The organism is Streptomyces sp. WAC 06738 (genome assembly GCF_003945505.1).
Classification (GTDB): Bacteria; Actinomycetota; Actinomycetes; order Streptomycetales; family Streptomycetaceae; genus Streptomyces.
Map to the genome: position 1 here is coordinate 4,936,271 of NZ_CP029618.1, position 12,122 is coordinate 4,948,392.

Consider the following 12,122-nt stretch of genomic DNA (forward strand, 5'->3'; position numbering starts at 1 on the left):
CAGCCGGGCCCCTCAGACGCGGCGCACCTGCATCACGGCGACGCGGGCGTCGTGGCCGTCCACGTACATGGGGACGACCTTCGTCCAGCGCAGCCGCAGTTGGGTGCCGTTCGTGCCCGGGACCCAGCCGATCTGGTCGATCCCGCTGCCGAAGGCGCGCTTCTCGTAGTTGGGCAGGAGCAGCGGCATCGGGCTGCGGTTCACGTCGCCGGCCCAGATCACCGGGAAGCCGCGGGCGCGCCAGTACCCGAGCACCTCGTCGCGGTGCTTGCGGAAGTGCTGCTGCCACATGTCGACCCGCCACGCCTCGTACGGGTCCTGCCTGCCGTTGAACGCTCCCGCCACGTAATGGGTGTTGGCGAAGACGAACCTCGTCCGGGGATCGTCCGCCCGCGCCAGCACGGCCTCGGTGATGACCCGGTGCGGCGAGACGCCCGCCTTGCCGCCGTGGACGAAGGTGACCCTGCGGTCCACGATGTCGTACGCCTTGGGTATCGACATCGGCACCCGGCCGGCGCTGTCGTGGTTCACGAAGACGTTCCGGTACGCGGTGCCGAAGTACCGGTTGATCCACCGCGGTTCCTGCCCGTCGGCGTCCCCTTCGCCGATCTCCTGCCAGGCAACCAGCGGCGTGGTGAGCCGGCCGTCGACCGTCACGGCGTGCCGGACGTCGCGGATGGCGCGTTCCCGTTCACCGAGGTCGGTGCGCCCGATGTTGGCGGTGACGACGACGAGCCGCTGCCAGCCGTCGGCCGCGTCGGCGCTGCCGGCGGCGGCCAGGGCCCCGGCGGTGCCGGCGACGGCCGCGCCGCCGAGCCCGAGGGCGCGTCTCCTGGTGATCCCTGCCACGACTTCTCCCTCCGCGGACTTCGAGTGCCGTACGGGTGCCGGCTCTTCGGCCGGGTCGCTACTGGACGTAGTAGCCGCCGTCGTCGAGACGCAGCGCTCCGTTGATCAGGTACCGGGGGCCGCCGTCCCACCAGTGCCACACCACCCGGAAGCTGCCGTCGGGGACGGCGAAGACGTCCATGCCGCCCGGCCCGCGGTGGTTGCCGGGCAGGCCGCGGTACGGGCCGAGGCCGCCGGAGCCGGTGTAGCCGAAGTACGGGCGCTCCACGCCGTTGCGGAGGGGCTTGCAGCGGGACGAGGGGAGCGGGGTGGTGCCGCACTCGGCGATGCCCGTGGCGTAGCGGGCGCTGTCCCAGTTGTTGCCGGAGTACATCAGGTACCAGGTGCCGTTGGCCCGCCGCCACATCGACGGGTTCTCGACGACGTGGGTGCCGCCGCTGGTCCCGCGGGTGTCCCAGGTGATGTCGGTGCTCTTCAGCACGTCCCTGCGGGTGCTCCAGACGGCCCGGCCCTCGCTGTCGGTGCGTACGGTCGAGATGCCGGTCTCGGCGCCGGACGCGATTGCGTCGTCCCGGTACGTGACGTACAGGGACCCGCCGCCGACGAAGGGGTTGGCGTCGATCGCCCACCGCCCGCCCGGCGGGCAGGCCCACTCGCCGGCGTTGCGGAACGGGCCGCGGGCGGACGACGAGATCGCCCGGCCGATGCACTTCTGCCCGGAGTCCTTGCGCGAGGCGGTGTAGAACATGAAGTACCGGTCGCCGTAACGGGCCACCCCGGGCGCCCAGATGGCGCCGCCCGGCTCGGCCCAGGCGCCCGGCCCGCCGGGCAGCGCGTCGCCGGAGGCGCAGTCGGTCATGCCGACCGTGTTGCCGGAACCGTGCACGAGGACGGGGACGTAGAGCCGCCCGGTGGCACCCTCGCACCGCTGCCCGCGCCCGGCGGGCACGGTGGTGCCGTACGTGATGAACCTGCCGTCCTTCGCCCGTACGGTGTCGGGGTCGGCCAGTTGGAAGGCCGACTCGTGCGCCAGGGGGGAGACCTCGCCGGTGCCGGTGGCCGCCTTCGGCGCGGCCTCGGACGCGCCCGCGGCGGAGAGCGGTGAACCGGCGGCGCTGCCGATCGCCAGCGAGGTGACGGCGGCGACGGCGGCGGCGAGACGGACGGACCTCGGCCCGGTCCTGGTCACGGTTCCGGCTGCGGTCCCGGTTCCGGCTGCGCCTGCGGTCCCGGCCGGCAGCCGGCGGATACGTCTGCGCACGGTTCTCCCCTTGTCATCGGTGATCCGACGATTCAAGGAGCCGCGCATACAAAGCGGATACAAGTCGCCGGAGCCGGAGCGTAGAGAACGCGGACGCGGTCAACCACCCCCCCGTCATGGCGGGAGACCTCCGGTGTCAGCGCGGGGCGTAGCCGAAGCGTTCGTCCGTCGAGACGATCTCGCGGCCCAGCGGCATCAGGGAGATCGGGATCAGCTTCAGGTTGGCCCAGCCGAAGGGGATGCCGATGATCGACAGGAAGAGCGGGATGCTCGTCAGCAGGTGGCCCAGAGCCAGCCACCAGCCGGCGAAGATCACCCAGATCACGTTGCCGACGACCGAGGGCGCGCCCGCGCCCGGGCGTTCCACCGTCGTGCGGCCGAAGGGCCACAGTACGTAGCCGGCGATACGCAGCGACGCGATGCCGAACGGGATCGTGATGATCAGGATGAAGCACACCAGCGCCGCGACCGTGTAGGCGATCGCCATCCAGATTCCGCAGAAGATCAGCCACAGGACGTTCAAAAGGAGATTCAGGGGCTTCATGATCGGCACCTCTCCCGGACACTCGCTTGGCTGCGGTCCGTCGATATCAATTATCGGCACGTCCGCCGCCCGGACGGAAACGCAGCGCGGGACGGGACGGGGCCGCCCCGCGCCAAGGAAAGCGCGGGGCGGCCCCGAGAGCAGCAGGGTCAGACCCCCACCGGGGTACGGTCCTCCTCCGGCGCCGCCAGCGGCGCGGACGCCGCCGGGCTCCGGTGCTTGTGGATCAGCAGCGCCAGCAGCGCACCCAGACCCACCCCGCCGCGCCGACCCACAGTGCCGGCGTCAGGCCGTCGACGAAGCTCTGGCCCGTTTCGTAGCCGCCCTGGGCGGAGAAGACCGCCGCCAGCAGGGCGATGCCCAGCGCGCCGCCCAGTTCGCGGAGCGCGTTGTTCGCGCCCGAGGCGATGCCCTGCTCCTCCGGGGCGACGCTGGACAGGACGACGTTCGCCGAGGGCGCGAAGTACATCGCCATGCCCACGCCGCTCACCGTCAGCGCCGGCAGGATCGACCCGTAGGAGAAGCCCACCTCGACCGCCACCGCCCACAGCACCAGCCCCACCGCCTGCAGCGCCAGACCGGCCGCGATGATCGGCCGGCCGCCGATGCGGTCGGAGAGCGCGCCGGCGATCGGGGTGACGATCAGCGGCATCGCGGTCCACGGCAGCATGCGCAGGCCGGCCTCCAGCGGCGAGTAGCCGCCGACGCCCTGGAGGAACTGGCTGAGCAGGAAGATCGAGCCGAACATCCCGACGAACATCAGCACGCTCGCCGCGTTGACGGCGCTGAAGCTGCGGTTGCGGAAGAGGCGCATGGGCAGCATGGGGTTCGCGGCGCGCAGCTCGTACGCGACGAAGGCGGTCAGCAGCACCGGCGCCGCGATCAGCCCGGCGAGAACGGGGGCGGCGGTCCAGCCGTCGGCGTTGCCGCGGACCAGGGCGTAGATGAGGCCGAAGAGCGCGGTGCTGGCGAGCACGGTGCCGGGGATGTCGAGGCGGTCGTTGGGGCCGTGGCTCTCGGCCAGCTTCAGCCGGACCAGCGGGATGAGCGCGATGCCGACGGGCACGTTCAGCCAGAAGATCCAGTGCCACGAGATGTGCTCGGTCAGCGCCCCGCCGACCAGCGGCCCGGACGCGACGGCCAGGCCCTGCACCGCGCCCCAGACGCCGAGCGCCATGCCGCGGCGCGCGGCGGGTACGGCGGCGGAGAGCAGGGTCAGCGAGAGCGGCATCAGCAGCGCGGCGCCGACGCCCTGCACGGCGCGGGCGGCGACCAGGCCGTCGATGCCGGTGGAGAGCGCGGCCGCGGCGGAGGAGGCGGTGAAGACGCCGATGCCGACGGCGAACATCCGGCGGCGGCCGAAGCGGTCGCCGAGCGAGGCGCCGAGCATGAGGAGGACGGCGAAGGTGAGCGTGTACGCGCTGACCGTCCACTCCAGGTCCTCCATGCCGCCGCCGAGGTCGTCGCGGATGGCGGGGAGCGCGGTGGTGACGACGAGGTTGTCCAGCGCGCCCATGAAGCTGGCGAGGCTGGTGAGGAGCAGGGCCCAGAAGGTGGGGCCGAGGCGGCGGCGGTCGCCGGTGCTGGCTGGGGCGGGCATGGGTTCCCTCCGGATTAGTTATCAGTCAATAACTTTCGCGGGCATGCGTGTGCGGTGTGCGGGCCGGGTGTGCCGGTGCCGGGTGTGGCGGGGTGGGGCGCGCTAGGTGCGTGGCAGGGTCTCGGGCCAGAAGCCGTCCCACACCCGCTCCCGCGGCGCGTAGCCGAGGGCGACGAGGGTGTTGATCAGCATTCCGTACGCGAGGAAGGTGGCCGCCGTGTCGGCGTCCCCGCCGAGCGTCAGCAGCGCGAAGTCGTAGAGCTGGTCGGACCAGGCGGCCCGGATGGGCTCGCCGAACTCGTGGTCGCCCGCCGACTCGGCCGTGGCCACCGCGACGTACATCTGCATCTGCATCATCAGGCGGTCGCGGTCCTCGATCAGCCGCTGGTACGCCACGGCCATCGCCTTCTCCTCGGTCCCCGCCGGCGCCTCCTCGGCGGCGGCGCGGAGGACGGCCGCGGTCTCCTCGATGCAGCGCAGGGAGGCGGCGAGGAAGATGGCGCGCTTGTTGGGGAAGAGGCGGAAGAGGTACGGCTGCGAGACGCCGACCCGCTTGGCGATCGACTCGGTGGACGTGCCGTGGTAGCCGCCGCGGCCGAACTCCGTGATCGCCGCGCGGATGACGCTCTCGCGTCGCTCTTCTGCGCTCATCCTTGCCATGAGAAGTAAGTTATTGACCAATCACTAACTTGTCAACCCCGGCCGCTCGTGCGGGCCCCGCCCTCGTGCCGCTACGCCAGCCTCACCACGGCCCGCGACATCCCCAGCACCTTCTGCCCGGCGCTCGTCGCCGTCAGGTCCACCCGGACCGTACGCGCCTCGTCGTCCAGCTTCTGCGCGACCTTGCCCGACACCTCGATCACCGCGCCCACGCCGTCGTCCGGCACCACCACCGGCTTGGTGAAGCGGACCCCGTAGTCCACCACCGCGCCCGGGTCGCCGACCCAGTCCGTGACCACCCGGATCGCCTCGGCCATCGTGAACATGCCGTGCGCGATCACGTCCGGCAGCCCGACCTCCTTGGCGAACCGCTCGTTCCAGTGGATCGGGTTGAAGTCCCCGGACGCGCCCGCGTAGCGCACCAGCGTCTCGCGGGTCACCGGGAACGACTGCGCCGGCAGCTCCGTACCGGCCTCGACGGCGTCGTACGCCACCTTCGCCACCATCGGCCCTCAGTCCTCCCCGGCGGCGCGGGCCACCAGCTTGATGATCGTCGTCACCACGTGCTCGCCCGACTCGTCGCGGACCTCGCCGCGCACGTCCATGATGTCGTTCCCGGCCATCGACTTGATCGACTCGATCGTCGACGTCACGGAGAGCCGGTCGCCGGCCCGTACCGGACGGCTGTACGCGAACTTCTGGTCCCCGTGCACCACGCGGCTGTAGTCGAGCCCCAACTGCGGGTCCGCGATCACCTGTCCCGCCGCCCGGAACGCGATCGCGAACACGAACGTCGGCGGCGCGATCACGTCGGGGTGGCCCAGGGCCTTCGCGGCGTCCGGGTCGGTGTACACGGGGTTCGCGTCGCCGACCGCCTCCGCGAACTCGCGGATCTTCTCCCGGCCCACCTCGTAGGGGGCGGTGGGCGGATAACTCCGGCCCACGAAGGACTGATCGAGCGGCATGAACCCTCCTGTCGCGCGGGCGGGGCCGGGGGCGGGGTGTGGGGTGGGGGTGGCGGCTGTGCGTGCGCGGGGTGAAGCGCGGCGAACCCCTCGTCCCGGACGGGACGAGGGGTTCGATGGCCTGCGTTCAGCGAGTCTCGCGGTGCGCCGTGTGGGCGTTGCAGCGAGGACAGTGCTTCTTCATCTCAAGACGGTCCGGGTCGTTGCGCCGGTTCTTCTTGGTGATGTAGTTCCGCTCCTTGCACTCCACGCAGGCCAGCGTGATCTTCGGGCGGACGTCTGTGGCAGCCACGTGAGTGCTCCTTGACGAACGGACAGCTTCTTCAACGCAGAAAGCGTAGCCGATCGAAGGTCCGACCCTGCAATCGGCTACTTGAGGTGAGTAGCGGTGACCGGACTTGAACCGGTGACACAGCGATTATGAGCCGCTTGCTCTACCGACTGAGCTACACCGCTGCGATGCTCTGCGCCTCCCAGGATAGCGAGGTGCGAACCGCATCAGAGCCCCAAAACGGAATCGAACCGTTGACCTTCTCCTTACCATGGAGACGCTCTGCCGACTGAGCTATTGGGGCGAGCGATGAAGACACTACACGCTGAGCGGCCGAAGGTGAAATCAGTAACCCTCCCTTGATCGCGCCCGCTCGAACACGCCGATCACCGCCCGTGGGCGGACCTGCGCCGGCGGTGCGCGGGACCTGCCGGTTGCCACGCCGATACGACTTTTCCCTCCTCCACGGCGTGCGCGCCCGCCCCGCCTAGGCTCGTTCGCGCTGCTCGATACAGTCTGATGGCTTTTGATCATGACTGTGCGATTTTGCTCACATCATGGATGTTTACCCTGACCTGCCCGCAGGAGTCACATGCCCCCCAGCAGCCCTCCGTACCAGCCCCGGCACGGGTCCGCGCAGGAGGAGGAGGGAACACCTGTGCTGTGCGGCGCGCGGCTCGCGGACGGCAGGACGGTGGACGTGCGGCTCGGGGGCGGCCGGATCCTGGCGGTGGGGCCGGCGGGGAGCCTGGCGGGGCCGGCGGGCGGGTGCGGGGCGCGGGTGGATCTCGGGGGTACGTGCTGCTGCCGGCGCCGGTGGAGGCGCATGCGCACTTGGACGTGGCGTTGACGGGGGCGGGGGATGCGGCGGGTGCGGGTTCGGGGGTGGGTTCTGGGGTGGGCTCTGGTGAGGGTGCGGGTGCGGGTGCGGGTGCGGGCGTGGGTGCCCCGGGGGCCGGCGGGGGTGCGGGGGCTGCCGGTGCCGGTGTGCAGCGGAGGGCCGTCGAGGCGGCGCTGCTCCAACTCGGGCACGGCGCCACCGCCTTGCGCACGCACGTACGGATCGGCGCCGGTGCCGGGCTCGACGGCCTCCGCGCCGTGCTCGCCGCCCGGGCCGCGCTGCGGGGGCTCGCCGACGTCGCCGTGGTCGCCGTGGCCCCGGTGCTGACCGGTGTCGCGGGGGCCCGGGGGCGGGCGCTGCTCCAGGACGCCGTCGCCATGGGCGCGACGGCGGTCGGCGGCTGCCCGGACCTGGACCCGGACCCGGCGGGGTACGCGGAGGCGGTGCTGCGCGTGGCCGCGGAGCACGGGTGCGCGGTCGACCTGCACTGCGACGGCACGGATCCCGCACGGCTCGACCGGGTGGCGGCGGTGGCGGGGGAGCTGCGGTGCGGGGTGGCCGTCGGGCCGTGCGGCGGGCTGGCGCGGGTGCCGTACGAGACGGCGGCGGGGGTGGCCGAGCGGCTCGCGGGTGCGGGCGTGGCGGTGGTGTGCCTGCCGCAGGGCGACTGCGGTGCGGTGCGGGGGGCGGGTGGCGGTGGTCCGGCTCGCGGCGCGCGGCCGTTCGCGTACGCCCCCGTGCGGCTGCTGCGCGCCGCCGGCGTGCGCGTCGCGGCGGGGACCGGTGCCGTACGCGACGGGGCGAACCCCGTGGGGCGCGGGGATCCGCTGCAGTCCGCGTACCTCCTCGCCTCGGCGGGCGACGCCGACCCGGCGGCGGCGTACGCGACGGTGGCCGGGCAGGCGCGCGCGGTGCTGGGGCTGCCTGAGGTGCGGGTGGAGGCGGGATTCCCCGCGGAGTTGCTGGCGGTGCGGGGCGACTCGGTCGCGGGTGCGCTGTCGCTGGGGTACAGCCGGGTCGTGATCCACCGCGGGCGGGTGGTGGCCCGTACGAGCGCGGTGCGGGAGTACTGCGACTCGGGAGCCGCGGACCTGGACCTGCCCCGCCAGGGCCTGCGGCGTACGGCGGGCTGAGGACCGGCTTTTCAGGCTCGGGGGCGGGTGGCCCCCGGGGCCCCTGGGGGCGACCCGGGGGAGGGGCGGGCGGCCGCGGGCCGGCCGTCGTTGTCAGAGGGGGCGCATACCCTTGGGCGGGCGTGCGGGTGACGGTGTGTGAGGGGAAGGCGTGCGGGTGGGGAACGCGCGCGGGGGGCGTGCGGGTGGGAGTCCCGCCCGTGGCGCGTGCGGCGCAGGGCCCGGGGGTGTGGCGGGGGAGGCGACGCGGGCTCCCGGCCCGCCAGTTGCCGCACGTCGCGCGTGTCGGGCGGTCAGGCGTTACGGTCGGAGCCATGCGCATCGTCATCGCTGGAGGACACGGTCAGATCGCCCTGCGGCTTGAGCGGTTGCTCGCCGCCCGGGGCGACGAAGTCGCGGGGATCATCCGCCGCCCGGAGCAAGCCGACGACCTGCGGGCCGCCGGTGCCGAACCCCTCGTCTGCGACCTGGAGTCCGCGGGCGCCGACGAGGTCGTCCGGCTCCTCGAAGGCGCCGACGCCGCGGTGTTCGCCGCCGGTGCGGGACCCGGCAGCGGTGAGGCGCGCAAGGACACCGTCGACCGCGGTGCCGCCGTGCTCTTCGCCGATGCCGCGGTGGCGGCCGGCGTGCGGCGCTTCCTCGTCGTCTCGTCCATGGGCGCCGGGAGCGAGCCCCCGGCCGGCGGTGACCCGGTGTTCTCCGCGTACCTGCGGGCGAAGACCGCCGCCGACGAGTACGTGCAGGCCCGGGACGGCCTGGACTGGACGATCCTGCGGCCCGGGTCGCTGCGCAACGACGCCGGTACCGGCCTGGTCAACCTCGCCGCGAAGACGGGCCGTTCCGCGGTCCCGCGCGACGACGTGGCCGCGGTGCTGGTCGCGCTCCTGGACGAGCCCCGGACGGTGGGCCTGACGCTGGAACTCGTCGAGGGCAGCACTCCGGTGCTGGACGCGGTCGCGGCGGTGGCGGCCAGGGAATAGCCGCGGCCGGCGGGGCCGCCGCCCCGGGTCAGCCCTTCCGCAGCATCTCCGCCAGCGCCGGGAGCACCTGCGAGGACCAGCCGCCGCCCATGATCCGGTGGGCCCGGCGCTGGAGCGGGTCGTCGGGGTCGAAGCCGGCGTGGACGAGGAAGAGGCGGGTGCCGCGGCCCTCGGGGGCGAGGGTCCAGGTGATCGTCCAGTCGGCGGTCACGGGCCCGGTCCCGTCCCCGGTGCCGCCCTCGGCGCCCGGCTCCGCGTCGGTCCAGCGGACGCGGAGCATCCGCTCCGGTTCGTACGCGAGGACTTCCTCCGCGACCGTGCCCGAGAAGCCGGTGCCGGGGCGGGGGAGTGCCCGCATCGTGGTGCGGTGGCCGACTTCGAGGCGGAAGTCGCCCGGCATGAGCCAGCGGGCGCGCAGTCCGGGCTCGGTGAGGGCCCGCCACACCGTGCGGGGCGGGTGGGGGAGGAAGGCGTCGAGCCGGATCTCGGTGGGGTCCGCGGGCTCGGGGAAGCCGGGGACGCTCATGCACCGGCCCCGGATCCGCCCGCACGATCCGCACCATCGGCACGATCCGCAGGGCCCCCGCCCCCGTCGCCGTCCGCCTCCGGCAGGTCGTCCAGCAGCTCCGCCAGGCCAGCCAGCTTCGCCCGCCAGAACCGCTCGTACGGCCCCAGCCAGTCCCGTACCTCCGTCAGCGGCTCCGCCTCCAGCCGGTAGATCCGCTGCCGCCCCGCCCGCTCCTCGCTGACCAGCCCGGCCTCCCGCAGCACCTTCAGATGCTCCGAGAGGCTGGGCCGCCGCATGTCGAAGTGCGCCGCCAACTGCTGTACGGGCTGGGGGCCCTCGTCACGCAGCAGCCGCAGCACCTCGCGCCGTACGGGACTGGACAGCGCGCCGAAGACGCGGTCCTCGCCGCGGGTGTCCTGTGTCGCAGGCAAGTCCGCCGTCTCCTCTCTCCCCGGGCGTCAGCCCTCCGCGGAGAGCACGAACCGGTTGCCGTCGGGGTCCTCCAGAGTCGCCTGGCGGCCCCACGGCTGGTCGTCCGGGCCCTCGACCTTAGCGCCCGCGGCGCGCAGAGCAGCGCAATCGCCGTCGAGGTCGGCGCTGACGAGCGCCGTGCCGTGGACGCTGCCGGGGGTGAAGCCCTGCTCCGCGGCGGCGAGCACGAAGTGGGTCTGCGCGCCCTTCGGCGCGACGGCGAGCCAGCGGACGGGCCCCATCCGCCGGTCGGCGACGACGTCGAAGCCGAGGGCGCCGGTGTAGAAGGTCTTGGCCCGGTCCTGGTCAGCGACGGGCAGGGTCACGAACTGCGCATGGGTGATGTTCATGCGGCAGATAATACGTAGGAAATCTCCTACGTATCGGCGGGGTTGTCCACCGCCGGCGGTCGGGTGTGCGCGGGCATGTTCTGGCGCGCGTGGGCGAGTGCGTCCGGGCTGCGATAGGCGGCGCCCTTCGTCGCCCTCGGCCTTCCCGGGGTCGCGGTCAGCGGCAGGGGTCGGTGTCTGGCCGTCGGGCCGGTTCGTGAGCCGGGGCGGGCCAGGCCGCTGCGGGGCGGGAGCAAGGTCGCCTCAATGGGGGGAGCGGGTCGGCGCCGCACCGGTTCACTCGTTCGGCTCGGCCGTCGTGCGACTGCGGAGTGTCCCGGAGAAGCTGGCCGGGGGTACCGACCTCAAGGAGCTTAAAGATGCAGCAGCCGGCCACTTCGCGCGTCAGGGTCCTTCCCAACGCAGATGGGCGACTGGAGATATTCGGCCGCGCGGGTAACAAGACCATCTATCACAGATGGCAGACCGCGCCCGGCAACGGCTGGAACCAGGACGAGTGGCAGCAACTGGACGGAAGCTCGGTTGCGGGTGGCGAGCCGGTTGCCGCCATGAACAGAGACGGCCGGATGGACGTCTACGTCCGCGGGACCGGCGGCGAGCTGTACGTCAGATGGCAGGTCGCGCCCAGCAACGGCTGGAACGCAGAGGGCTGGAGGTCCCTCGGTCAACCGCCAGGTGGGGCGCTGGCTGCGGACCCTGTGGTGACACAGAACGCCGATGGCCGACTCCATGCGTTCGTCCGCAGCACCGACAACACCATCTGGCATAAGTGGCAAAAGCCTGACAATACCGGATACAGGGATATCTGGGAGCAGTTGCCTGACAGGATGGCAAGCAACCTCGTGGTGGCCAGGAACGCAGATGGCCGACTGGAGATCTTCGCCATCGACAACGATGGCGTCCTGCGAAACCTCTGGCAGACCCATCCCGATGGTGACAAGGACTGGGTGGAGGAGTGGGGGACGCTCGACGGCAGAACAGAGGACGGCAGTCCCCTCACGCTGCGAGGGAATCCGTCTGCCGGGCTGAACCAGGACGGGCGGCTGGACGTCTACGCGCTCGGGGCCGACGGCGAGCTGTACGTCAGGTGGCAGGTCGCGCCCAGCAACGGCTGGAACGAGGGCTGGAGGTCCCTCGGCCGACCGCCCGTGGGGGAGTTGGCTTCCGACCCCGTGGTCGCTCAGAACGCCGATGGGCGGCTGGAGATCTTCTGCCTCGGCCCTGACCAAGCCATCTGGCACATCTGGCAGATCAATCCGAGCGACGGCTGGTCTTCCTGGGAGTCGCTCGGCGGCAATCTGACGAGTGCTCCCGCGGTGGCCCGGAACTCGGACGGGCGACTCGATGTCTACGCCCGCGGTACCGAAGGAACAATCATGGTCAGATGGCAGGGCGTAGCCGGCAGCGGGTGGAACCCGGCCGGCTGGCAGTCCATGGGCGGCGAAATCGTCGACTTCTGAAGCGACGGGCACGGCCCCTGGCGGGCCGTGCCCACCTCGCCCGGGTACTCGATGGTCCTCATGCAGAACGCCACGCTCTCCACCGGTTGCGGGCCGCGGAACTCTGCCCCGCGTTCCCGGACCACGGACTCGGTCAGTGCGCGTCGGATACGGGGCGAACGCCGGCGTCAGGGGGCTCAGCACCGTTCGGGGCGTCTCGGCTGACCGTGAGTCGTGGTGGCGGGGCTCG

General features: G+C 72.5%; 12 protein-coding genes, 2 tRNA genes and 2 pseudogenes. 3 read left to right on the plus strand and 13 right to left on the minus strand.

Annotation, left to right across the window (positions count from 1 at the left end):
- Nucleotides 1-12 precede the first annotated feature (12 nt).
- The 10 genes and pseudogenes from DMB38_RS21795 to DMB38_RS21840 all read right to left on the minus strand — a co-directional run bounded on the left by DMB38_RS21795 (nucleotide 13) and on the right by DMB38_RS21840 (nucleotide 6,454).
- Nucleotides 13-849 carry a hypothetical protein gene (locus tag DMB38_RS21795; RefSeq protein WP_125936606.1) on the minus strand — a complete coding sequence of 279 codons (837 nt, stop codon included), beginning with the start codon at nucleotides 847-849 and terminating at the stop codon, nucleotides 13-15.
- Between the two features lie 58 nt (nucleotides 850-907).
- Nucleotides 908-2,038 (minus strand): family 43 glycosylhydrolase, encoded by a 1,131-nt coding sequence (locus DMB38_RS21800; RefSeq protein WP_240662410.1) that lies wholly within the window; start codon nucleotides 2,036-2,038, stop codon nucleotides 908-910.
- A 208-nt stretch (nucleotides 2,039-2,246) separates the two neighbouring features.
- The gene (locus DMB38_RS21805) at nucleotides 2,247-2,654 is read right to left on the minus strand and encodes a YccF domain-containing protein (RefSeq protein ID WP_125936608.1); all 408 of its coding nucleotides are present in this window, start codon (nucleotides 2,652-2,654) and stop codon (nucleotides 2,247-2,249) included.
- Nucleotides 2,655-2,803: 149 nt separating this feature from the next.
- Nucleotides 2,804-4,254: pseudogene (locus tag DMB38_RS21810) on the minus strand (DHA2 family efflux MFS transporter permease subunit).
- Between the two features lie 102 nt (nucleotides 4,255-4,356).
- A complete protein-coding gene (locus DMB38_RS21815; protein WP_047017513.1) occupies nucleotides 4,357-4,905 on the minus strand; it encodes a TetR/AcrR family transcriptional regulator in 549 nt (182 codons plus the stop codon).
- A gap of 80 nt (nucleotides 4,906-4,985) precedes the next feature.
- Nucleotides 4,986-5,420, minus strand: coding sequence for a MaoC family dehydratase (locus DMB38_RS21820; RefSeq protein WP_047017514.1), 435 nt, complete (start codon nucleotides 5,418-5,420; stop codon nucleotides 4,986-4,988).
- A 6-nt stretch (nucleotides 5,421-5,426) separates the two neighbouring features.
- Nucleotides 5,427-5,879, minus strand: coding sequence for a MaoC family dehydratase N-terminal domain-containing protein (locus tag DMB38_RS21825; protein ID WP_125936609.1), 453 nt, complete (start codon nucleotides 5,877-5,879; stop codon nucleotides 5,427-5,429).
- A 127-nt stretch (nucleotides 5,880-6,006) separates the two neighbouring features.
- The gene (gene rpmG, locus DMB38_RS21830; RefSeq protein WP_004571794.1) at nucleotides 6,007-6,171 is read right to left on the minus strand and encodes a 50S ribosomal protein L33; all 165 of its coding nucleotides are present in this window, start codon (nucleotides 6,169-6,171) and stop codon (nucleotides 6,007-6,009) included.
- A gap of 91 nt (nucleotides 6,172-6,262) precedes the next feature.
- A tRNA-Met gene (locus DMB38_RS21835) sits at nucleotides 6,263-6,335 on the minus strand.
- Nucleotides 6,336-6,381: 46 nt separating this feature from the next.
- Nucleotides 6,382-6,454: transfer RNA gene (locus tag DMB38_RS21840), tRNA-Thr, on the minus strand.
- 288 nt (nucleotides 6,455-6,742) lie between these two features.
- Here DMB38_RS21840 and DMB38_RS21850 point away from each other — a divergent pair.
- Nucleotides 6,743-8,124, plus strand: a pseudogene (locus tag DMB38_RS21850) (hydrolase).
- A gap of 314 nt (nucleotides 8,125-8,438) precedes the next feature.
- The gene (locus DMB38_RS21855) at nucleotides 8,439-9,104 is read left to right on the plus strand and encodes an SDR family oxidoreductase (protein WP_125936610.1); all 666 of its coding nucleotides are present in this window, start codon (nucleotides 8,439-8,441) and stop codon (nucleotides 9,102-9,104) included.
- A 28-nt stretch (nucleotides 9,105-9,132) separates the two neighbouring features.
- On the opposite strand, the gene DMB38_RS21860 is transcribed toward DMB38_RS21855, so the two are convergent.
- The 3 genes from DMB38_RS21860 to DMB38_RS21870 are packed head-to-tail and all read right to left on the minus strand — an operon-like array spanning nucleotide 9,133 to nucleotide 10,433.
- Entirely contained in the window at nucleotides 9,133-9,630 is a 498-nt protein-coding gene (locus DMB38_RS21860; protein WP_125936611.1) for an SRPBCC domain-containing protein, read from the minus strand.
- Nucleotides 9,627-10,043, minus strand: a complete 417-nt coding sequence (locus DMB38_RS21865) for a metalloregulator ArsR/SmtB family transcription factor (RefSeq protein ID WP_125936612.1) — start codon at nucleotides 10,041-10,043, stop codon at nucleotides 9,627-9,629. The genes DMB38_RS21860 and DMB38_RS21865 overlap by 4 nt, the downstream gene beginning before the upstream one ends.
- 27 nt (nucleotides 10,044-10,070) lie before the next feature.
- The gene (locus tag DMB38_RS21870) at nucleotides 10,071-10,433 is read right to left on the minus strand and encodes a VOC family protein (protein WP_125936613.1); all 363 of its coding nucleotides are present in this window, start codon (nucleotides 10,431-10,433) and stop codon (nucleotides 10,071-10,073) included.
- A gap of 359 nt (nucleotides 10,434-10,792) precedes the next feature.
- Between DMB38_RS21870 and DMB38_RS21875 the strand changes: the two genes are divergently transcribed.
- A complete protein-coding gene (locus DMB38_RS21875) occupies nucleotides 10,793-11,893 on the plus strand; it encodes a hypothetical protein (RefSeq protein ID WP_125936614.1) in 1,101 nt (366 codons plus the stop codon).
- Nucleotides 11,894-12,122 lie beyond the last annotated feature (229 nt).